Raw genomic sequence first — 21,698 nt, forward strand, 5'->3', positions numbered from 1 at the left:
AGACCAACATGAACGCATCGCTCACGCCCAACGAAACCACTGTCCAGACCGTCAAGCTGTTGATCGACGGCGAGTGGGTCGAGTCCCAGACCACCGAGTGGCACGACATCGTCAACCCGGCGACCCAGCAAGTGCTGGCCAAGGTTCCGTTCGCCACCGCGCAGGAAGTGGACGCCGCGATCAGCGCCGCCCATCGCGCCTTCCAGACCTGGAAGCTGACGCCGATCGGCGCGCGGATGCGCATCATGCTCAAGCTCCAGGCGTTGATTCGCGAGCACTCCAAACGCATCGCCGTCGTGCTGAGCAACGAACAAGGCAAAACCATCGCCGACGCTGAAGGCGATATCTTCCGCGGCCTGGAAGTGGTCGAACACGCTTGCTCCATCGGCAGCCTGCAAATGGGTGAGTTTGCCGAGAACGTCGCCGGCGGCGTCGACACCTACACCTTGCGTCAGCCTATCGGCGTCTGCGCCGGCATCACCCCGTTCAACTTCCCGGCGATGATTCCGCTGTGGATGTTCCCGATGGCCATCGCCTGCGGCAACACCTTCGTGCTCAAGCCGTCCGAACAGGACCCGATGTCGACCATGCTGCTGGTGGAACTGGCGATCGAGGCCGGCGTTCCGGCGGGCGTGCTCAACGTGGTTCATGGCGGCAAGGACGTGGTGGACGCGCTCTGCACCCACAAGGACATCAAGGCTGTTTCCTTCGTCGGTTCGACCGCGGTCGGCACCCACGTCTACGATCTGGCCGGCAAACACGGCAAGCGCGTGCAATCGATGATGGGCGCGAAGAACCATGCGGTGGTGCTGCCGGATGCCAATCGCGTTCAAGCACTGAACGCGCTGGTCGGCGCCGGTTTCGGCGCAGCGGGTCAACGCTGCATGGCCACTTCGGTGGTGGTACTGGTGGGCGCGGCCAAGCAGTGGCTACCTGACCTGAAGGCGTTGGCGCAGAACCTCAAGGTGAATGCCGGCAGCGAACCGGGCACTGACGTTGGCCCGGTGATTTCCAAAAAAGCCAAACAGCGGATTCTCGATCTGATCGAAAGCGGCATCAAGGAAGGCGCCAAGCTTGAGCTCGATGGTCGCGACGTCACCGTTCCAGGCTTTGAGAAGGGCAACTTTGTAGGGCCGACCCTGTTCTCCGGAGTGACGCCCGAAATGCAAATCTACACCCAGGAAATCTTCGGCCCGGTGCTGGTGGTCCTGGAAGTCGACACCCTCGACGAGGCCATCGCGCTGGTCAACGCCAACCCGTTCGGTAACGGCACTGGCCTGTTCACTCAGAGCGGTGCAGCGGCGCGTAAATTCCAGACCGAAATCGACGTCGGCCAGGTCGGCATCAACATTCCGATTCCGGTGCCGGTCCCGTTTTTCAGCTTCACCGGTTCGCGCGGCTCCAAACTGGGCGACCTCGGTCCGTATGGCAAGCAAGTGGTGCAGTTCTACACTCAGACCAAGACGGTCACCAGTCGCTGGTTCGATGACGACAGCGTCAACGACGGTGTGAACACCACCATCAACTTGCGTTAAGGAGCGGGACATGAAAATCGCTTTTATCGGTCTCGGCAACATGGGCGCGCCGATGGCGCGCAACCTGATCAAGGCCGGCCACGCACTGAGCCTGGTGGACCTGAATAAAACCGTTCTGGCCGAGCTGGAACAACTGGGCGGCAGCATCAGCGCTTCGGCCCGAGAAGCGGCACAAGGTGCGGAACTGGTGATCACCATGTTGCCCGCCGCCGTGCATGTACGCAGCGTCTGGCTGGGTGAGGACGGCGTGCTCGCCGGCATCGGCAAGGGCGTGCCGGCCGTGGATTGCAGCACCATCGATCCGCAGACCGCGCGAGATGTGGCAGCCGCCGCGGCCAAGCAAGGCGTGGCCATGGCCGATGCGCCGGTCTCTGGCGGTACGGGCGGTGCAGCGGCCGGGACGCTGACCTTTATGGTCGGCGCCACCCCAGAACTGTTCGCCACCCTGCAACCGGTGCTGGCGCAGATGGGCCGCAACATCGTTCATTGCGGCGAAGTCGGCACCGGGCAGATCGCCAAGATCTGCAACAACCTGCTGCTGGCGATTTCCATGGTTGGCGTCAGTGAAGCCATGGCGCTGGGCGATGCACTCGGCATCGACACCACCGTGCTGGCCGGAATCATCAACAGTTCCACCGGGCGTTGCTGGAGTTCGGAGATGTACAACCCGTGGCCGGGCATCGTCGAAACGGCGCCGGCCTCGCGCGGGTATACCGGTGGTTTCGGTGCTGAGCTGATGCTCAAGGATCTGGGGCTGGCCACTGAGGCGGCACGTCAGGCACACCAACCGGTGGTGCTCGGCGCGGTGGCCCAGCAGTTGTATCAGGCGATGAGCCAGCGTGGGGAGGGTGGTAAAGACTTCTCGGCGATCATTAACAGCTATCGCAAACCGCAGTAAGGGTTTTTGTGGCGAGCGGCTGCCTGTGGGGAGGGTGATTGTCTGTGGCGAGGGGGCTTGCCCCCGTTGGAGTGCGTAGCGCTCCCCCCACATTCCTCAGTCACACCGCATTGGCAGGTTTTACGACGGCTTCGCCGCCGAACGGGGGCAAGCCCCCTCGCCACAGGGCCCGGTTTTTTGCATCAGGCAAACACGAAATACTTGCGCACGGTTTCAACCACTTCCCACGTGCCTTTCATCCCCGGCTCGATGACGAAAATATCACCGGCACGCAAATGGATCGGCTCTTTGCCTTCCGGGGTGATGATGCAATACCCCTCGCGGAAATCGCAGTATTCCCACTTCACGTATTCCACATACCACTTGCCCGGCGTGCAGATCCAGGTGCCCATGATCTTGCTGCCGTCTTCGCTGGTGTAGGCGTTGAGGTTGACGGTGTGCGGGTCGCCTTCGAGTTTTTCCCATTTGCAGGCATCGAGCACCGGCAGCGGGTGGGTGTCGCGAAGAACGGTAATGGGTGCGGTCATGTGGACTCCAGACAGTGGCAGAAGAACGGAAGACGCACCGTATAGCGCCCCGCACTCGGTCAGTTGTCTGTGCTCGACACTCAGTTACTCAGAAGCGCTGTGCCGGGTTTGCCCGGATGGGCTTGCGAACCATCAAGACGCATAAATTTACTGCGGCGCTGATATAGAGCAATGGTTATGAAGTTATAACTATTTTACTTGTCCGGTTTTTATTCTTTATACGTCCGTGCTATGAGCCGGAAGTTAATATTTTTGGGCCTCCCCCTATTTAGCCATCGATACAGTGCGTGCCCCACCATACGCAGCCTTTGTTAAGTAAATATGTCGATTGACGCGAGGCTTCGCACCAACCGAGTGCAGTTGTGCAGGCCCGTTCGGATGCCTGTCTCAAGTTGTTAAAAAACTTTAAAGAGTTCGTTGACTCTCCCCTTAAGGGCAGAGTTTAGATTTCCGCCGCGTGAGAAGTTGCTGTGGGAATAGTTACTTCTCACATACGGAATTTATGAATCAATCACGACATATAGGGAGATAGAGATGAACAATCCATTGGACTTGGAAAACGTCATTGCCAGCACCCGCGAGATCCTCGCGCAACTGTTGGTGATGAGCGCCGAGGATATCGATGAGAACAGCAGCATCGTCGAGGACCTCAGCGCCGATTCACTGGACATCGTCGACCTGAGCTTTCAACTGGGTCGTCAGTATGGCTGCACCTTGCCCAAAACCAGTGTGCTGGATCACGCCGTCGCTGTTTGCGGCGACGCCAGCGAGTTCCTGGCTAGCGGTCGCATCACCGAAAACGGCAAGGTCCTGCTCGAACAGAGCTTGAGCGCCTATTCCCCTGATCAACTCAAGGCCGGTATGCAACCGGTGCAGGTATTTGCCGCCACCACCGTGCGCAACTGGGCGCAACAGTGCCGCAACCTCTTCAACTACCTGCCGCAAAGCTGCCCCGATTGCGGCGCTCATCAAGCCGTGCTGAACGAACGCCAGCAAGTGGTCTGTGGCGCTTGCAGTGCGCGGCTGGTGCCGGCCGACGGTGACGAGGTTTCACGCCAACTGGTGGAGCAATTTGTGGCCACCCACGTCAAAGAGACGGTGTAGGAGTTCTCATGCGGACACGAGAAGTCTATGTGACCGGATTCGGTCTGGTGGCGCCCATGGCACTGGACGCCGCCACGTTGTTCGAGCGGATCTGCCAGAAGCAGTCCTGTGTTCGCGAACATCCACGGTTCAAGGCGCTGGGCTTCAACAACAGCGCGGCCGGGTTTATCGACGACGGCCAGTGGCAGCAGATCGCCGCAGGATTCGGCGGCAATGCCGCGCTGCATCCGCGGCAAAGCGTGCTGGCCGAATTTGTCGCCCGACAAGCCTTGCAGCACGCCGGCCTGACCCCGACAGCCTTTGCTCACACCCGCAGTGGATTGTTCCTGGGGGCCAACAAGTACTGCGCGGACAGCCATGATCTGCATCGCGCCAGTCGCTGCATGGATGAGGACGGGCGTGTCGATCTGGATCAACTGCTGGACAACCCGGCGCCGTCGCGCGCGGTTTTCGGGCGCCGGGTCGATCAGCAGACCTTGCACCTGGCCGAGACGCTCGGTATCCGCGATCACATTTCGACCCACTCCGATGCCTGCGCCGCCGGCACCATGGCGATCGGCAGCGCCTACCGGGCGATCGAGCGCGGCGAAATCGACCTGGCCATTTGCGGTGCCGTCGAACTGATGGCCAACGAGTTGCCGTATTACATGTTCAACAGCCTTGGCGCGCTGTGCCAGGCCGACCTGCCGGCGAGCGAGCAGAGTCGACCGTTTATGCCCGACCGCTGCGGCTTCGTGATCAGCGAAGGCGCGGCCATGGTCATTCTCGAATCCGCCGAGCATGCCCTACGTCGCAAAGCCACGCCGGTGGGGCGTGTGCTGGGTTACGCGAATGTGTGCGAGGCACAAAAAATGACCTCCAGCAGCCGGGATGGCAGCAAATACGAGGAATGCATGGAAGCCGCCATTGAAGACGCCGGGCTGCTCAGCAGCGCCGTGCAACACGTCAACACCCACGGCACGTCGACCCAGGCCAACGACAGTTGCGAAGCCCTGGCTTTGCAACGGGTGTTCGGCGAGTGCCAGGAACACGTGACGTTCACTGCCAACAAATCGGCCATCGGTCATTCCCTGGCGGGCAGCGGCGCGATTGAAGCGGTGCTGTCATTGATCAGCCTGCGGGACGGCGTGCTGTTGCCGACCTTGAATTACGATCACGACCGCGCCGAATACCCCTCACTGAAGTTTCTCAGCGAGCCGATGCGCCAGTCGATCAACGTGGTGATGTCCAACTCGTTCGGTTTCGGCGGCGTCAACAGCTCGCTGGTTCTGGGGAGGGCATGACATGAGCATTGCCGTTTACATCCATTCGGCGGCCGTATTGAACGCCGCCGGCAGCGAATGTGCCGACTTGCTCGGGACGCCACCCTCGTCACAACCCTTGGCATTCGACGCGACGCGACGGGCTTACCCGCTGACGACACCGCGCCTGGCCAGCGATCTGTTCGACCGCAAGATCCAGCGCAGCGTCGAACCACAAGGCCTGCGGCTATTGCATTGCGCGGCGCGCCTGGCCCCCGCGCTGGCGGCCCTGAATCTGCCGCCGGCACGGATCGCCCTGACGGCGGCCATTCCGGAGGTCGACGCGCCAAGTCCTTGCTGGGACGCGGTGCAAGCAATCGGCGAGCAACCGCAAAAGCCACTGACGCAACTGTTGGCCAACACACCACCGCTGCATGCCCTGACGCTGCTCAACAGCAGCGTGATGGCCTACGTGGCCGAAGCGTTGCAATGCCACGGGCCGATGGGTGGGTTCTGTTCCCAGGAAAACGCCGGGCTCGATGCCCTGATCGAAGCCTGCCAGCAGATTGTCGAGCAACGCGCCGACGCCGCGCTGGTGGTCAGCAGCAGCCCGAACCTGACGCCGGCCCTGTATCTGCGTGAACCCCATCAGGCCGGCGAGGCGATGTATGGCGAGGGTGCCGCGGCGCTGCTGCTCGGCTTGGCACCTGCGCCCGACACCCCGAACGCCTTGCGCATCGCCGGGTTCGCCCGGGGTTACAGCGCTGATCCGCAACGTGGCTCTGTGGTTGGCTGGCGGGTGATCGACCAGGCGCTGAGCCTGGAAAAACTGCGCCTCGGTGACGTCGGGCAGATCGTCGCCAATCCCGAGGATGCGCAGTTGATGAGCCTGATCGCCGACCACCCACGGGACGTTCGCAGCGCCCGGGCCATGACCGGCGACCTTGGCGCCAGTGCCTTGCTGACCGAGATCGCGCTGGCCTTGCACCACTCTCAAAATACCTCGGCGACACCGGGCTACACGCTGCTTGTCAGCCATAGCCGCGCCGGTCATTGGGGCGCCTTGCTCCTGGCCAGTGAAACCATGGAGAAGCACACATGAGTGCGACACGGATTGTGATCACCGGCATGGGCGCCGTGACCGGGTTCGGTTTCGAATGGCAAACCCTCTGGGAAAAAATGCTCGGCGCCGAACATTGTGTGCGCCCATGGCAACCCGACGGAGTGGAGGACGGCACGTTCCCGGTGCGCTACGCCGCAGCCGTGGACATGAGTCTGTTGCCCGAGGCCCTGCAGGACCATCCGGCCTGGACCGTTGCATTGGAAAAGCGCAGTCGCTTTGGCTGGGTGGCCGCCACCCAGGCGGTGAACGACAGCGGACTTGCGCCTGAGCAGCTGCGTGAAGCCGCCGTGCTCTGCGCTTCGGGTGCACCTCAACACATGCTGGCCGACATGCTGTTGACCCAGGCACCGGATGGCCGCGCTCCGGGCTGGCAACACCTGATGCCGCGTGCCGGGGAGGTCAATGACGACGGCTCGCTGCGCCAAGGCAATGACCGGCTAGCGCGGGTGATTGCCGACGGCTTTGGCTGCGAAGGCCCCGTGATCAATATCAGCAGCGCGTGCGCCGGAGCCTCCCAGGCCATCGGCAATGCCTTCCAGATGATTCGTCGCGGTGAAGTGAACGTGGCGATTGCCGGTGGCGCCGATTCGGTGCTGAACCTCGACACCATGGCCGCGCTGTACTTGCTCGGCGCGGCATCGAGCGAACAGCGCTGGGGCGTCGATCTGTGCCGGCCGTTTGACCGTGATCGCAGTGGCCTGATTGCCGGCGAGGGCGGTGGTTTCGTGGTGCTGGAAAGCCTTGAACATGCACTGGCGCGAGGGGCGACGCCGTATGCCGAAGTGCTTGGCTTCGGCAGCAGCCTGGACGCCTACAAAGTCACCGCCCCGCAACCCGAAGGCCGGGGCGCGGCGCTGGCGATGCAAGCCGCGCTGGACGACGCCGGCCTGCGTGCGCAACAGATCGATCTGATCAACGCCCACGGCACTTCGACGCCGCTCAATGACGTCGCCGAAACCCTGGCGATCAAAAGTGTGTTCGCCGAGCACAAGCACTACCGGTCCTTGGCCATCAGTGCCAACAAGTCCCAATTCGGGCACTTGATTGCCGCCGCCGGTGCGCCGGAATGCATGGTAACGGCCCTGGCATGCCTGAACGATCTGGTCACGCCGACCGTGAACCTGCATGAGGTCGATGAGCAGTGCGACCTGGACTATTGCGCCGGGCAGGCGGTCAGCCGCCGGGTGGATTTTGCCTTGAGCAACTCCTTCGGTTTTGGTGGCCTGAACACCTCGCTGGCCCTTGGCAAATATCGGGAGCACTCACAATGACGGGCGCTACTGTGCGTGTTGCGATCGCTGGCAGCGGTTGCGTATTACCCAGCGGCTGGGGCGTGCAACGCTTCTGGTCGGCGGCCAGTGAAGCCCGCAGCGGCATCGCCGTGCTGCAGTCGAAATTGTTCCACAGTGAGCGCGTGACGGCCTTCGGGCATGTCAGTGATGAAGACCATCAAACCAGTCGCCAGGACGTGGCCCAGAACCTCCAGCGCTACTGCCCGCCGGCCGTGATCTGGGGTGTCAGCGCGGTGCGTCAGGCCTTGGCCGAAGCCGGGCTTGAACCGGGCAATGACGGTCTGCGCTACGGCCTCTATTGCTGCCAGGGCGGTTATACCCATCCGTCGTTGGCGGCCTATGGTGAATTGCTTCACGAGTGCCGCGATGAGTCCGGTGCCGACATGCGGCGCCTCGCTCAGCGGGTGTTGCAAGAGCGTGCGCTCGACCCGTTCCTGGTGCTCAAAAGCCTGAGTAACGGGTTGCTCGGAATTGTCAGCCTGGCGCTGAAACTGGAGTGCGAGTGCAACGCTTACATGCAAGGCGTGGCCGGCAACCTGGCGGCGTTGCGCGAGGCGTGCGCAGCGTTGCAAAGCGGTCGTATCGATGCGGCGATTGTGGTCGGCGCCGGCAGTGAACTCGACCCGTTGGCGCTGGCCGCGCTGGCCGAGGCCGGCGTGATCAGCACCGACGGTTCCCAGACCCTGCGTGCATTCGATCGCCAGGGTACGGGCGGGATTGCCGGTGAAGGGGCGGCGGCGTTGATTCTGCGCCGGGCCGACGATCTGCCGGATGGCCCGCAGACCTGCCTGTCGGCACTCTTCGCCCATCCGCGGCTGGGGTCGTTGAACCTGCCGGACAAGCAGGTCGATTTGCTGGTCAGCAGCGCCAGCGGCGATCCGCAAAAAGACGCCGACCTGGCCCGCACGCTCGCCCGCGCCGGTGCCGCGCACATCACCAGTAGCGTGCCGGTGACCGGCATTCTCAGCGGCGCGCCGAGCCTGGTCGACCTGATCCTGGCCCGCAACGCACTGCAGGCCCAGCGTGTGCCGCCGATCATCGGGTTGCAGCAATCGGTGGATCCGCACCTGCCGTTTGTGCTCGGTGAGGGGCGGGACGCGGTGCTGCGTGACTGCCTGATTATCAACCGCGACGACAACGGTTTCAGCGCCTGTTACCAGCTCGATTATCAGGCGGCCGAGCAATGAATCGCCTCTACTTTTCTGATCAAGGGATATGACTGTTATGGATTACCGCGATTACGTTCGACCAAAATTTGTTGAACTGATGCAGGCCCTGGGCCTGGAATGCCAGTTCCACCGGGCGCTGGGCAGCAAACTGTTTTATCGCGACAAACAGGGCGCCGAGGTGACCGTCACCGACTTCCTCGGCGGTTACGGCGCTGCGTTGTTTGGCCACAATGACCCGCAGTTCGTCGATCAACTCTGCGGTCTGCTGCGCGCCGATGTGCCATTCAATGCGCAGATGTCCGTGCGCGGTGCGGCCGGTCTGTTGGGGCGCGAACTCAGCGAAGCGTTCAACCGTGAGCTGAACAACAGCGAGCGCTACATTTCGACCTTCTCAAACAGTGGCGCCGAGTCGGTGGAAATCGCCGTCAAGCACGCCGAATATCGCCGCCAGAAAACCTTGCAGAAGCAGTTCGACGAGCGGGATTTTGCCCTCGCCAACCTGACCGCAAGCGACAGGGCCTATGTCGAACTGGACGTCGACGACCTTGACCTGCCCGCCGGGTTGCTGCCGGAAAACCTGTCTTACGTGACCGTGCGCCAAGTGGTGGAAGCGGTGCGTCAACACAACCTTGCGCAGTTGCATGTCGAGCCTGTATTCGTCGCCCTGCGCGGCAGCTTCCACGGCAAACTGGTGAACACCGTCCAGCTGACCTACGGCAAACAGTACCGCCAGCCGTTCGCCCGTTTTGGTCTCAACGTCGAGTTCATCGATCCGCAGCAACCCCAGCAACTCCTGGATCTTCCGGCCCGTCATATGCGGCATTGGCTGAGCCTGGAGTGGAGCGGCGAGACCTTGCAGGTGCGCCGTGAAGCCTTCAGCGCGATCACGGCGGTGTTGCTGGAGCCGATCCAGGGCGAGGGCGGCATCAACGAGTTCGCCAGCGAGTTCTACCTGGCCCTGCGTCGCCTGTGCAACGAGCAGCAATGCCCGCTGATCATCGACGAAGTGCAATCGGGTTTCGGCCGCACTGGCACTTTGCTCGGCGCCAGCCATTTCAACTTGCAGGGCGATTACTACTGCCTGTCCAAAGCGCTGGGCGGTGGCCTGATGAAAATTGCCGCGACCGTCATCCGCGCCAGTCACTACGAAACCGATTTCAGCTACATCCACAGTTCGACCTTCGCCGAAGACGATGCCTCGTGCCATATCGCCCTGTCGGCCTTGCGCCGCTTGTTTGCGAACGACAGCGCGATGCTCAAGGACGTGAGCAAGAAAGGCGAATACCTCAAGTCGTCGTTGCTCGAACTCAAAGCCGCGTACCCGGATGTGATTGCCGATGTGCGTGGTCGCGGGTTGCTGCTGGGGTTCGAACTGCACGACCTGAGCGGCACCAGTTCGCTGGTCCAGGCATCGGCGCAGTACAACGATGCGCTGGGTTACATCATCGCCGGTTACCTGCTGCAATTCGAATCGCTACGGGTCGCGCCGTCGGGCAGCAACGCCAACGTGATTCGCCTCGAGCCACCGGTGTGCATCACTTTCGAAGAAATCGACGGCTTGATCGGCTCGTTGCAAAAGGTCTGCGACATGCTGCGTCGCCGCGATGCCTTCCCGCTGGCGGCCGGGGTGTGCGCCGACAGCATCCAAGAAGTACCGGCTCGCGAGGTGAGTTTCAGGGAACCTGAAAACCTCCCAAAGCCTGACGAGAGCGTTCGCGTGGTGGCGCGCGTGGCGTTCATCAATCACCTGATCGATTCGGACATGCTCAGTGATGTCGACCCGTCGCTGTCCACCCTCAGCGCCGAACAGAAACGCGAATTCATCAAGCGCATGGCGCCGGAGCGGCGTGCCGCGCCGATCGGCCCGGTGCTTATTCGTTCGAAACTCGGCACCGCCGTGGAGTTCACCTTGTACCCGTTGTGCATGGACTCCGATGCCATGGCCGCGTACATCGCCAGTGGCGACCTGGACACCATCCGCGACGAAGTCGGCAATCGCATCCGTGATGCCCGGGCCGATGGCTACAGCGTGGCCGGTCTCGGTATGTACACCTCGATCGTCACCAACAACTGTCAGGCATTGAAGATCCCCGACATGGCGCTGACTTCCGGCAACGCGCTGACCATCGGCATGGGCCTGGAAGCGATCGAGCAGGGCTGCAAACAGCAAGGCCTGGAACTGAGCGAACAGACGGCGGCGGTGGTCGGCGCGGCGGGCAACATTGCTTCGACTTACGCCTCGTTGTTGTCCACCAGTGTCGAGCACCTGATCCTGATCGGTAGCGGTCGCGACGGCTCCCTGCGCCGCCTGGAGAAGACCGCCCAGTTGATTTACGCCGAGGCCGCCCGCGCGATTCTCAAGGGTGTCGCCGAGCACGACCGCCTCGCCAACCGCTTGCAGAAACTCGACGGCATCGACGCGTTGTTGCAGGCCCACGGTGCTGGCGCCGACCTCGGTTTGCGCGTGCAACGCCTGGTCGAAGAACGCCTGGGCGCGAATGCGTTCATCACCGTCAGCAATGACCTTGATGTGCTGAAACAGGCGCGCATCGTGCTCTGTGCAGCGAACGCGCCTCAACCGTTTCTCGGTGCCGGACACTTCGCCGAAAACAGCGTGATCTGCGACATCGCGGTGCCGCTGAACGTCGATCAGAACCTCTCCAGCCAACGGTCCGACGTGCTCTACATGCACGGCGGAATTGTCCAGACCCCGCTGGGCGATGGCCTGATCCGCAACGTGCGCGCCTACCTCAAGGAAGGTCAGCTGTACGCCTGCATGGCGGAGTCGGTGTTGATGGGCTTGTCCGGGATGAAACAGCACTACTCCTACGGCGATATCAGCCGCGAGCAAGTGCAGCAGATTCGTGCCCTGGCCGCGACCCACGGCTTCAGCCTCGCGCAGTTCAAGACAGACAACTCACTTTAAGGAACGGTCATGCCGAACAAAGTAGCAGCGGTGACCGGTGGCAGTCGTGGCATCGGCCGGGCGATTGTCCTGGCCCTGGCCGGCGCGGGCTATCAGATCGCGTTCAGTTATGTGCGCGACGAAGTGGCCGCCATGTCGTTACGTGATGAGGTTAAGGCACTGGGCCTCGACTGTCTGGCGCTGCAATGCGATGTCAGCAGCGGTGACAGCATCAAGGGCTTTTTCGAACGGGTCGACCAGCATTTCCAGCGCGTCGATCTGCTGGTCAACAACGCTGGCATCACCCGTGACGGGTTGCTGGCGACGATGCCGAGTCGCGACATCATCGAGGTGATCCAGACCAACCTGATCGGCACCTTGCTCTGCTGTCAGCAGGTGGTTCCGTCCATGATGCGCCAGCGTAGCGGTTGCATCGTCAACATCAGTTCGGTGGCGGCGCAGAAACCGGGCAAGGGGCAAAGCAACTATGCCGCGGCCAAGGGCGGCGTCGAAGCGCTGACCCGTGCCCTGGCGGTGGAATTGGCGCCGCGCAACATCCGGGTGAATGCGGTGGCCCCCGGCATCGTCAACACCGAAATGAGTACGGCCCTGATTGGCAGTCAGGAACAGGAAATCCAGTCACGGTTGCTGATCAAGCGTTACGCCGAACCCCATGAAATTGCCGAGGCGGTGCTGTACATCGCCGATCGCGGCTTGTACCTGACGGGTGAGGTCCTGCCGGTCAACGGCGGGTTGAAAATGCCATGAGCCGGACCATTCTGATTACCGGTGCCGCCAAGGGCATCGGCCGGGCGGTCGCGGAGAATTTTGCCGCCGACGCCAGTCACCGCTTGATCCTGCTGGACCTGGATTTGCCGGAACTGCAACGCTGGGTCGACGAGCAACACGGGCAGATCAAGGCACGGGTCGAAACCCATGCGGCCAACATTGCCGACCTGCCGGGCATGGAAGCGTTCTTCAAAATGCTCGCCAGGCAAGTGGATTACGTCGACGTGCTGGTCAACAGCGCCGGCATCTGCAACGAGAATGAACCGGAAGATTTGCACAACTGGCACAAGGTGATTTCGGTCAACCTCAACGGCACGTTCTACGTCACCTCGTTGTGCCTGCCGTTGATGCCGGATCGCGGGCGGATCATCAACATGTCGTCGATCCTCGGCCGCGCCGGCAAGGTCCGCAACACCGCGTACTGCGCTTCCAAGCACGGCATCGTCGGCATGACCAAGGCCCTGGCGATGGACCTGGCGCCCCGGCTGATCACGGTGAATGCGATTCTCCCCGCGTGGATCGATACGCCGATGCTGCAAGGTGAACTGGCGGCGCAAGCGGCGATTGCCGGGCTGACCCAGGAACAGATCCTGCGCAACGCCAAGAAGAAACTGCCGATGCGCCGCTTCATTCAAAGCGAAGAAGTCGCGGCGATGGTGCGTTACCTGGCCAGCCCCGAAGCGGGCGGGGTAACCGCCCAGAGCCTGGTGATCGACGGCGGTGTCGGGTTGGGAATGTAGCCATGCAGGGATTACACATCAGCCGCACGGCGTGGGCGGTTTTGGCGTGCATGGCCGCGCAACCGGCGTTGGCTGAATTGACGGTCGAGGACTTCAAGCCGGATTACGCCGACGCCGAAGTCGGCGTGGCCACCGCGTTGCGCTTGCACGGTGACGACCAGGTCACCCAGAAGGCCGTGTATTTCAAGGCCAACCTGGAAGACAACTGGGACGGCGGTTACTACAAGGCCAAGGGCCGCGTGCGTTACGACGCCCGCTACGACGGCAACAATCCGTACAGCGAACGGGCTCGGGACAAATACCGTTTCGATGCCGACTGGCGGCATCTGTACTGGGGCCAGTCGGTGGGCGACGGCGAAGTGACTGTCGGCTGGCAGCAAGTGGTCTGGGGCCGTGCCGATGAGTTGCGGGTGCTCGATCAGATCAACCCGGTGGACTATCGCGATGGCCTGACTCCGCTACTGGAAGACAGCCGGATCGCAGTACCCATGGTGCGGTTTGCGCAACCGGTGGGCGAGTGGGAACTGGAGGCGCTGTGGGTCACCGATTTTGTGAAAAACCAGCCGCCGGTGGCAGGCAGCGAGTTCGACGCGCCGCTGTTTGCCGTGCCGGATCCGCAATACTTTCTGCTGGATTCCAAGCCCGGCTACGACGGTGACAAGGGCTTTTCCTATGGCTTGAGCGCCAACGGCCGGATCGGTTCGGTGGACACCAGTTTCGTCGCACTGAACGCCCGTCAACAGGACCCGGTGTACGCCGTCGAAGGCCTGGCCGATGACGGTCGAACTCGGCTGGAGCGCCAGTTTCCCCGTTACACCATGGGTGGCGCGGGGCTGGCGATCGATGCCGGTCACAGCATCGTGGTGCGCAGCGAAATTGCCTGGTTCGACAACTGGCGGGTGACCAATCCGACCCGTGCCTACGGCGCCGACAGCACGCCTATGGTCAAGTCGTTGCTGGGCGTCGATTACCTGCTGCGCGACTGGCTGATTTCCCTGCAATGGCAGCAGCAGCAATTGCTCGACTGGCAGGACGGCATGCTGCAAGACAAGCGCGAGCACCTGTTCACCCTGTCGGCCGAAGGCACTCATTGGCAGGACCGCCTCAAGAGCCGGCTGGTGGTCGCCGCCTCGCCACCGTTCAAAGACGATGCGCTGTTGCAAGGCATCTTCACCTACAAACCGGTGGACTGGATCAAGCTCGGGCTGGAAGTGGATGTGTTCTTCGGCAAGCCCGACAAACCCTTCGGCGAGTACGACAACCGCGACCAAGTGCGGCTGTCCGCCGGTTACCTGTTTTAACCCCATGACGCCTGCGTGCCCCTGGCGCTTTGGCTCGACCATATCCATCTGACGAAAAGGGAAGTTCCCATGTTGCCGCTATTCAAAAGTCTGACCGCTGCCGCACTGATCCTGAGCGGCGCTTGCGCCACCGCCGCCGACGGCCAGAATGCCGATGAAATCATCCGCCAGGTGCGGGATCGCAACGACGGCAAAAGCTTCATGTCCCAGGTGTCGCTGATCCTCCACGACAAGAAGGGCAATACCCGGGTTCGCGAGTTCACCTACTTGCAAAAGGATTACCCGGACAGCGATAAATTCAGCATGTATTTCTCCGCGCCCACCGACGTGCGCGACGTGGCCTTTCATATCGAAAACCCCCACGAAACCCTGGGCCAGGAAGACAGCCAGTGGATGTACTTGCCGGTCAGCCGTCAGACGCGGCGGATCTCCACTACCGACAAACGCGGTTCGTTCATGGGCAGCGAGTACTCCTACGCCGACCTCGACAAGATCCGGGTCAAGGATTACACCCAGACGCTGGTCGGCGAAGAGCAGGTCAAGGGCCGCGACTGCTACGTGATCGAGCGTGAGCCGGCCTCGCCTGAGGTGCTGGCCAAGACCGGCTACAACAAACTGAAAGTGTGGATCGACAAGCAGAATTTCCTGGTCATGCGTCAGGACTTTTTCGACGTCAAAGGCGTGCTGGTCAAGCAGATGCGCACGCAAAAAGTCGACACCATCGACTCGATCGACAGCATCGTGTTGAGCGAAACCGAACACTTCATCGACGGCACGCGTTCAGAGATGCGCTTCAACCACCTGCAATACAACGTGCAACTGGAAGACCGTTTGTTCACCCAGACCGCCATCAAGCGCGGGCTGAAAACCGGCGACGTGCCGGACTTTGCCGTGTCTGCCCGCTAAGCGCCGACCCCGACGACCCTGGAACGCATGCTCATGGAAAGATACCTGAACTTCGTCGAGCGCTATGCGCGGGCGATCGTTTTCCTGCTGGTGGCTGTCACGGCGTATTTCACCTATACGCTGGGTGCGCTGATCTCCGACACCAACCCTTATCTGCTCAAGGAAACCCATCCGGCGCGCAAGACCATCATTGATCTGCAAAGCGAGTTCACCGGTACGTTCGACTCGGTGATGGTGGCAATCAACAACCCGCAGACGGTGTTCAACAAACAGACCCTCAATGCACTGTTTTCGATGTCGCAATCGGTGCGCAAGATGATCCTGGCCAACGACGCCGACAAGGAGCAGTTGACGCAAATCGTCGCCAGGTATCCGGACGACAGCCGTGCGCAGTTGTTGGCGCGGGACATTCTGGAGAACGGTTTTTCCCAGAACGACTACGCCCAGGCCAAGGCCCTGCGTGATTACGCCCAGAGCCAGAACTGGGATGCCCATGATCAGCTGTTCCTGACTTTTCTCGCCGAGCGAATCAACCCGATTCGCGAAATGGCGTCCATGGGTGACCTGGAAAACATCGTGCTGACCGACGATGGCGAGTTGCTGATCCACAAGACCCTCAACGCCTACGACATGGACCCGGCGCTGGTCGAGTCGCAGATCATGGGCAATGAGCTGATGGTCGACGGGGTGGTCTCCAAGGACAAGAAAGTCGCGATGTTGGTGGCCGAACTGGGCACCAAGCAAGACGACGCCCAGGCGCAACTGCGCGCCTACCAGATTGTGCGCGGCATCGTCGCGGACTATCAGGCGGCGCACCCCGAGTTCAAGGACGAGATCTTCATTGCCGGGATGCCGATCTTCATCGCGGCCCAGCAGGAGATCATCGACCATGACCTGGCGGTGCTGTTTCCGATCGTCTTCTTGCTGATCACCCTGCTGTTGATTTTCTTCTTCCGCAAACCGTTGGGCGTGCTGTTGCCGCTGTTCAATATTCTGTTCTGCACCATCTGGACACTGGGCCTGATGGCCTTGTTGCGGGTGCCGTTCGACTTGCTGACCAGCGTCCTGCCGGTGTTTCTGTTCACCATTTGCTGCTCGGATGCGATCCATGTGATGGCCGAGTATTACGAGCAGAAAAACGCCGGTAAAAGTAATCGCGAAGCCAATCGCCAGACGCAACGGCTGATGGTGGTGCCGGTGGTGTTGACGACGGTGACCACCATCGCCACTTTCATGATTTCCACCACCAACAACATTGTCAGCATCCGCAATTTCGGCGTGTTCATGTCCATCGGCCTGACGGCGGCGCTGATCATTTCGCTGTTGCTGATTCCGGCCTGGATCTCGATCTGGGGCAAGGATCAGACTCCGAAAACCCTTGCTTCCGTGCACAAGGAGTCGATCATTTCGCGTTATCTGGTGGCGTTCTGCGCGCGGTTGATCCAGTGGCGCAAACCGATCTTGATCGTGACACTGCCGCTGCTGGTCTTGATGACGGTGTTCACCTTTCGCGTCGATATCGAAGACTCGGGCATCGCCTACTTCAAGCCCGAGAGCCATATTCGCGTTTCGGACGAGTTCATCAACAAGGCCGGTGTCGCGGGCACGGCACCGGGCTGGATCGCCATCGACAGCAAAGAGCCGCGTGGGGTGCTGACCACGGAGGTGGTGCAATTCATCGACAAGCTCGACCACTTCATCAAGCAGCAACCGCATGTCAGTTACGGCTATTCCCTGGCGACTTACGTCAAGCGCATGAACCTGGTGCTCAACGACATGAATCCCGACTACTTGCGCGTGCCCCAGGCGCTGGAGCAGGTCACGTCGATCAATGACGAGGGACAGGTCGAGCGGTTCGAGGTGCCGGGCAATTCGCTGATCGAGCAGCATGTGATGCTGTTCGAGAACGGCGGTGGCTCGGACCTCAATAACGTGCTCAACGCCGACTATTCCAAGGCGCTGACGCTTTACACCATGACCTCGTCAGTGGCCAGCGACTACCAGGACATGCTGGATCGGCTCGATGCCTGGTTGCTGGTGAACAAACCGGCCAACCTCGAAGTGACGCACGCCGGCACGCCGCTGATCTGGACTGGCGTGCTACAGGAAATCACCCAGGGCCAGGTCCTGAGTTTTTCCCTGGCGTTGCTGGTGGTCACGCTGATGATGATGTATTGGCTCAAGTCGGTACGGTTGGGCGTTCTCGGCATGCTGACCCTGCTGACCACCTCGGTGACGGTCTACGGTTTCATGTTCCTGTTCGGCATCGAACTGAACATCGGCACGACACTGGTGACGTTCCTGGTGGTCGGCGTGGTCGATTACGCGGTGCACCTGCTGTCACGGATCAAATTGCTGGTGGAGCAAGGGATTCATATCGATGCGGCCATTTTGCAGGCGATGCACAGCGTCGGCCGTTCGACGGTGGTCAACGTGGTGATTTTCTCCGTGGGCTTCATGGCTTTGCTGTTTTCCGACTTCAAACCGATTGTCGATCTGGGCGCACTGGTGGCGATGGCGCTGTTTTCCAGCGGTGTCATGACCATTCTGCTGGTGACGCTGGTGTCGCCGTGGTTCTTCGCGGCGATTGTTCCGGTGGCGCCGCTGCCGGAAAAAGATCGAGCAGTGGGGAAGCCTGCCTTGAGCTGACCTGATGACCGGCACCGCAGGCACCTTAGTGGCCTGCGAGCCGGTTAATCCAGCGCAGCAGGGTCTTCAGTTCAGCGTATTGCTCGGGTTTTTTTCGCCATAGCGGGCGATACGCTCGAACTGACATTCCTCTCGGGCATCGTTGAGGTTGCTTTCGAATTCTTGGAGGCCGTTGTGCAATTGCTGTAGAGCGCCGATCTGGGAGACCAGCTCGGCCTTTTTTTCGGCGATCGCTTTTTGCGCCATGTCCCACGGAAATTCGTCACCGCGGTAGTTGTTCAACATCACCTGCAGCTCTTTGAGCTTGAAACCCAGTTGCTGGGCGCACTTGATGAACGTCAACACCTCGACACTCTGCTGGCTGTAGATGCGGTATTTGCCTTCACGCTTGGGCTCGGGCAACAGGCCGATTTCTTCGTAATGGCGAATGCTTTTGACTGTGGTGCCCGACAGCTGGGCGGCTTTGCCGATATACATAGATCCGTCTCGATGATCAAACAGGGCGTAGCGCGACCAGGCCTCATGCCTGATCGGAGCGAATAATATAGTGAATAACATTCAAAGGTTGCAGCGGCGTGTAAATGACGCGCACAACCGACAAACGACCGCTTGAGGGGGACGTGGGAAGGGGCTGACGGCGAGTGCGTGCCGTCAGCAAACAGCGAGGGGGCGCGTCAGCGGCTGGCGGTGACGCGGGCCTGTTCCAGCCAGGCGTCGCGCTGGCTCGACTTGGAGCCCAGGATCGGCCCGAAAGTCAGGGTCTTCAATGGCTTGATGCCGCAGAACTCCAGCGTCGTCTTGCGCATCTGGTGCAGGCCGGGCATGCGATAGACCCATTTGTAATACCAGGGCGGCGTGTCCATGGTCACCAGCAGATGCGCGGTCCGGCCCTTGAGCAGTTTGTCGGGGAAGGCCTTGCCTTCACGGTATTTGAAGGCAAAGCCGGGCAGGAAAATGCGGTCGACAAAGCCCTTCATCAACGCCGGTATCCCGCCCCACCAGATCGGATAAACGAACGTCAGGTGTTCGGCCCAGGTGATATCGGCCTGAGCTTGCAACAGGTCTGGCTCCAGGGGCTGGATCGTGTGATAGCCCTCGTGCAGGACCGGGTCGAAGTCCAGCGCATCCAGCCGCAGCAGGCGCACATCATGCCCGGCATCCTTGGCGGCCTGGACGTAAGTTTCGCTCAGCGCCCCGCAGAAACTGTCGGTGGAGGGGTGCCCCAGAATCACGAGCATTCGTTTGCTCATTGCGTGTACTCCTGAAATGAAGCCCGCAGCATAGAGTCTGCCCCTAACGGTAGAGTCAAGGCGTTCCCGGCGTCAGCGCCTCCAGCAAGGCCCGGGCGTAACCGGGCAGGCTGTCGACGTCGCGGGCACAGATTTTCAGTGTGCGGTTGGCCCAGTCTTCGGGAAGAGACCGGATCGTGACCGCTTGTGCCTTCGGCCAGCGTTCGATGGTCATCCTCGGCACGATGGCCAGCCCTGCACCGCGCGCGACCATGCGAATGGCCCCGTCGAAGCCGTCAGCGCGAATGCGGATCGGCATGCGCTGGCCAATGTGCAAAGCCTGTTCTTCCAGGTGGATGGCCAAGGCACTGCTGGCGCCCAGGGCCACGTAGTCATGGCTCAAGGTGTCGGCGAAGGTCAGTGACGGTTGTTCGTTCAGGGGGTGGTCAGGAGGCAAGATCAACACCAGCGGGTCATCGCGAAACGGCCGGGTGTGCAGGTCTTCGGTGTCCACCGCGTCGGACACGATGCCGAGGTCCGCTGTGCCCTGACGCAGCGCATGGGTGATGCGGGCGCTGGGCAACTCTTGAAGATCGATATCGAGGTTCGGATGTTCGCGCAGAAAATCGGCGAGCAACTCCGGCAGGTATTCGGTGATCGCAGTGGTGTTGCTCAGCAATCGCACCTGACCTTTGACCCCCTTGGCGTATTCGGCCAGGTCTTGTTGCAGGTGTTCAGCTTGTTGCAGCAGGGCTCGGGCGTGTTTTGCCAGGGCTTTGCCGGCCGGTGTCGGAGTGACACCGCGACGACCACGGTCCAGGAAGTCGATGCCGATTGACGATTCCATCGAACGGATACGCGCGCTCGCTGCTGCCAGGGATAAATGGCTGCGGGCGGCGCCGGCGGTGATGTTGCCGCTGTCGAGGATGTTCAGGTAGAGGCGCAGGTCGGTCAGGTCGAAGTGCATACAGTGTCCCGAAGATCGTTCCCATGCTCTGCGTGGGAATGCCTCGATGGACGCTCCGCGTCCGCTTCGGCATGTGACGCGGAGCGTCAAGGGCTGCATTCCCATGCAGAGCGTGGGAACGATCATGCCTCTTGCTTGGCAAGAGGCTGCCTCAGTATATGGCAGATTTCCAATCCGCCAATCCGGGCTCAGGATAGCGCCATGAATACACTCGCCGCGTTCTATCAAAACCTCGGTCTGGCCCTTTCATTGATGGTCATCGCTACTTTTCTGCTGGCTGGCATGATCAAGGGCGTGATCGGCCTCGGTCTGCCGACCATCGCCATGGGCCTGCTCGGTCTGGCTATGGCCCCATCGCAGGCTGCCGCGCTGCTGATCATCCCTGCAACCCTGACCAACGTCTGGCAACTGGCATTCGGCGGGCACTTGCTCGGCTTGATCAAACGGTTGTGGCCAATGCTCCTGGGGATCTTTATCGGCACCGGGGCGGGCACGTTGTGTATCGGCATGGCCGGTGGTCATTGGGTGGTGCGGGCGTTGGGCGCGGCGTTGTTGCTTTACGCGCTGAGCGGTTTATTCCTGCCGACCTTGCGCGTCGAGGGGCGAACCGAGCACTGGCTCGGCCCGCTGTGCGGAGTGGTGACGGGCGTTATCACCTCGGCCACCGGCGTCTTCGTGATTCCGGCCGTGCCCTATCTGCAAGCATTGGGTTTGAGCAAGGATGAACTGGTGCAGGCGCTGGGCCTGTCGTTCACCGTCTCGACCCTCGCCCTGGCCGCCGGCCTGTTATGGCGCGGCGCCCTCGGCGGTGGCGAGTTAAGTGCGTCATTGCTGGCGCTGATTCCGGCAGTGCTCGGCATGTTGCTCGGCCAATGGTTTCGTCAGCGGATCAGCGCCGTGCTGTTCAAGCGCGTGTTCTTCATCGGCCTCGGCCTGCTCGGCGGCCATTTGCTGATCAGCGGGTAGCGGAAGACGGGCTGAGCATCTCGATGGCGCGGATATCAAAATCCCGTTCCAGGTATTCCATGCGCATGTCGCGGAACTGCTGCATGTGCGGCAGGTTCGAGTGCACGTCGAGGTGCGCCTGGGACTGCCAGATCTCATAGAAGATAAACAGCGTCGGGTCCTGTTTGTCGCGCAGCATGTGGTACTCGATGCAGCCGGGCTCGGCGCGACTCGCTTCTACGTGGCCGCTGAAAAACGCTTCGAAGGCGTCGGATTTTTCCGGGCGGGTCTTGGCGTGCAGGATGAAGCCTTGAATTTCACTCATCAGAAATCTCCTCAAGTTCAGAATCGGCGCAAGTTTATGGCAACAATCGCCTG

19 protein-coding genes are annotated in these 21,698 nt (G+C 61.2%); 14 read left to right on the forward strand and 5 right to left on the reverse strand.

What is annotated here, in order from left to right:
* The first annotated feature begins 8 nt into the window (after positions 1-8).
* Positions 9-1,535, forward strand: a complete 1,527-nt coding sequence (locus ACIQV9_RS19235) for a CoA-acylating methylmalonate-semialdehyde dehydrogenase (protein WP_403104522.1) — start codon at positions 9-11, stop codon at positions 1,533-1,535.
* A 10-nt stretch (positions 1,536-1,545) separates the two neighbouring features.
* A complete protein-coding gene (gene mmsB / locus ACIQV9_RS19240; RefSeq protein WP_077747330.1) occupies positions 1,546-2,433 on the forward strand; it encodes a 3-hydroxyisobutyrate dehydrogenase in 888 nt (295 codons plus the stop codon).
* A 182-nt stretch (positions 2,434-2,615) separates the two neighbouring features.
* Here the strand turns inward: mmsB and ACIQV9_RS19245 are convergent, their stop codons facing one another.
* Complete coding sequence (locus ACIQV9_RS19245; RefSeq protein ID WP_007946320.1) at positions 2,616-2,960, reverse strand: cupin domain-containing protein; 345 nt, start codon at positions 2,958-2,960, stop codon at positions 2,616-2,618.
* 534 nt (positions 2,961-3,494) lie between these two features.
* On the opposite strand from ACIQV9_RS19245, the gene ACIQV9_RS19250 reads away from it, so the two are divergent.
* From ACIQV9_RS19250 to ACIQV9_RS19300, 11 genes are all read left to right on the forward strand, one after another.
* Positions 3,495-4,064, forward strand: coding sequence for an acyl carrier protein (locus ACIQV9_RS19250; RefSeq protein WP_403104524.1), 570 nt, complete (start codon positions 3,495-3,497; stop codon positions 4,062-4,064).
* A gap of 8 nt (positions 4,065-4,072) precedes the next feature.
* Complete coding sequence (locus ACIQV9_RS19255) at positions 4,073-5,347, forward strand: beta-ketoacyl-[acyl-carrier-protein] synthase family protein (protein WP_403104526.1); 1,275 nt, start codon at positions 4,073-4,075, stop codon at positions 5,345-5,347.
* 1 nt (position 5,348) lies between these two features.
* Positions 5,349-6,407, forward strand: coding sequence for a beta-ketoacyl synthase (locus ACIQV9_RS19260; RefSeq protein WP_403104528.1), 1,059 nt, complete (start codon positions 5,349-5,351; stop codon positions 6,405-6,407).
* The gene (locus ACIQV9_RS19265) at positions 6,404-7,699 is read left to right on the forward strand and encodes a beta-ketoacyl-[acyl-carrier-protein] synthase family protein (protein ID WP_403104530.1); all 1,296 of its coding nucleotides are present in this window, start codon (positions 6,404-6,406) and stop codon (positions 7,697-7,699) included. Before ACIQV9_RS19260 ends, ACIQV9_RS19265 begins: the two co-directional genes overlap by 4 nt.
* Entirely contained in the window at positions 7,696-8,907 is a 1,212-nt protein-coding gene (locus ACIQV9_RS19270; RefSeq protein ID WP_403104532.1) for a beta-ketoacyl synthase N-terminal-like domain-containing protein, read from the forward strand. The genes ACIQV9_RS19265 and ACIQV9_RS19270 overlap by 4 nt, the downstream gene beginning before the upstream one ends.
* A gap of 37 nt (positions 8,908-8,944) precedes the next feature.
* Complete coding sequence (locus ACIQV9_RS19275) at positions 8,945-11,815, forward strand: aminotransferase class III-fold pyridoxal phosphate-dependent enzyme (RefSeq protein WP_403104660.1); 2,871 nt, start codon at positions 8,945-8,947, stop codon at positions 11,813-11,815.
* A gap of 9 nt (positions 11,816-11,824) precedes the next feature.
* The gene (locus tag ACIQV9_RS19280; protein ID WP_403104534.1) at positions 11,825-12,562 is read left to right on the forward strand and encodes a 3-oxoacyl-ACP reductase family protein; all 738 of its coding nucleotides are present in this window, start codon (positions 11,825-11,827) and stop codon (positions 12,560-12,562) included.
* The gene (locus ACIQV9_RS19285) at positions 12,559-13,323 is read left to right on the forward strand and encodes an SDR family NAD(P)-dependent oxidoreductase (protein WP_403104536.1); all 765 of its coding nucleotides are present in this window, start codon (positions 12,559-12,561) and stop codon (positions 13,321-13,323) included. The genes ACIQV9_RS19280 and ACIQV9_RS19285 overlap by 4 nt, the downstream gene beginning before the upstream one ends.
* Positions 13,324-13,325: 2 nt before the next feature.
* Positions 13,326-14,624 (forward strand): hypothetical protein, encoded by a 1,299-nt coding sequence (locus ACIQV9_RS19290; RefSeq protein ID WP_403104538.1) that lies wholly within the window; start codon positions 13,326-13,328, stop codon positions 14,622-14,624.
* Between the two features lie 69 nt (positions 14,625-14,693).
* Positions 14,694-15,530, forward strand: a complete 837-nt coding sequence (locus tag ACIQV9_RS19295; RefSeq protein WP_140895556.1) for an outer membrane lipoprotein-sorting protein — start codon at positions 14,694-14,696, stop codon at positions 15,528-15,530.
* 33 nt (positions 15,531-15,563) lie between these two features.
* Complete coding sequence (locus ACIQV9_RS19300; RefSeq protein ID WP_403104540.1) at positions 15,564-18,179, forward strand: RND family transporter; 2,616 nt, start codon at positions 15,564-15,566, stop codon at positions 18,177-18,179.
* Between the two features lie 66 nt (positions 18,180-18,245).
* On the opposite strand, the gene ACIQV9_RS19305 is transcribed toward ACIQV9_RS19300, so the two are convergent.
* From ACIQV9_RS19305 to ACIQV9_RS19315, 3 genes are all read right to left on the reverse strand, one after another.
* Entirely contained in the window at positions 18,246-18,656 is a 411-nt protein-coding gene (locus ACIQV9_RS19305; RefSeq protein ID WP_403104542.1) for a MerR family transcriptional regulator, read from the reverse strand.
* Between the two features lie 197 nt (positions 18,657-18,853).
* On the reverse strand, positions 18,854-19,429 hold the full coding sequence (locus ACIQV9_RS19310) for an NAD(P)H-dependent oxidoreductase (RefSeq protein WP_094469238.1): 576 nt from the start codon (positions 19,427-19,429) through the stop codon (positions 18,854-18,856).
* A gap of 55 nt (positions 19,430-19,484) precedes the next feature.
* Complete coding sequence (locus tag ACIQV9_RS19315; RefSeq protein WP_403104545.1) at positions 19,485-20,375, reverse strand: LysR substrate-binding domain-containing protein; 891 nt, start codon at positions 20,373-20,375, stop codon at positions 19,485-19,487.
* Between the two features lie 201 nt (positions 20,376-20,576).
* Here ACIQV9_RS19315 and ACIQV9_RS19320 point away from each other — a divergent pair, with 201 nt between their 5' ends.
* Positions 20,577-21,341 carry a sulfite exporter TauE/SafE family protein gene (locus ACIQV9_RS19320; protein ID WP_403104547.1) on the forward strand — a complete coding sequence of 255 codons (765 nt, stop codon included), beginning with the start codon at positions 20,577-20,579 and terminating at the stop codon, positions 21,339-21,341.
* On the opposite strand, the gene ACIQV9_RS19325 is transcribed toward ACIQV9_RS19320, so the two are convergent.
* A complete protein-coding gene (locus tag ACIQV9_RS19325; protein ID WP_109627854.1) occupies positions 21,331-21,645 on the reverse strand; it encodes a putative quinol monooxygenase in 315 nt (104 codons plus the stop codon). The genes ACIQV9_RS19320 and ACIQV9_RS19325 overlap by 11 nt on opposite strands.
* Between the last annotated feature and the right edge of the window lie 53 nt (positions 21,646-21,698).

The organism is Pseudomonas sp. NPDC099000 (genome assembly GCF_044759925.1).
Taxonomy (GTDB): Bacteria; Pseudomonadota; Gammaproteobacteria; order Pseudomonadales; family Pseudomonadaceae; genus Aquipseudomonas.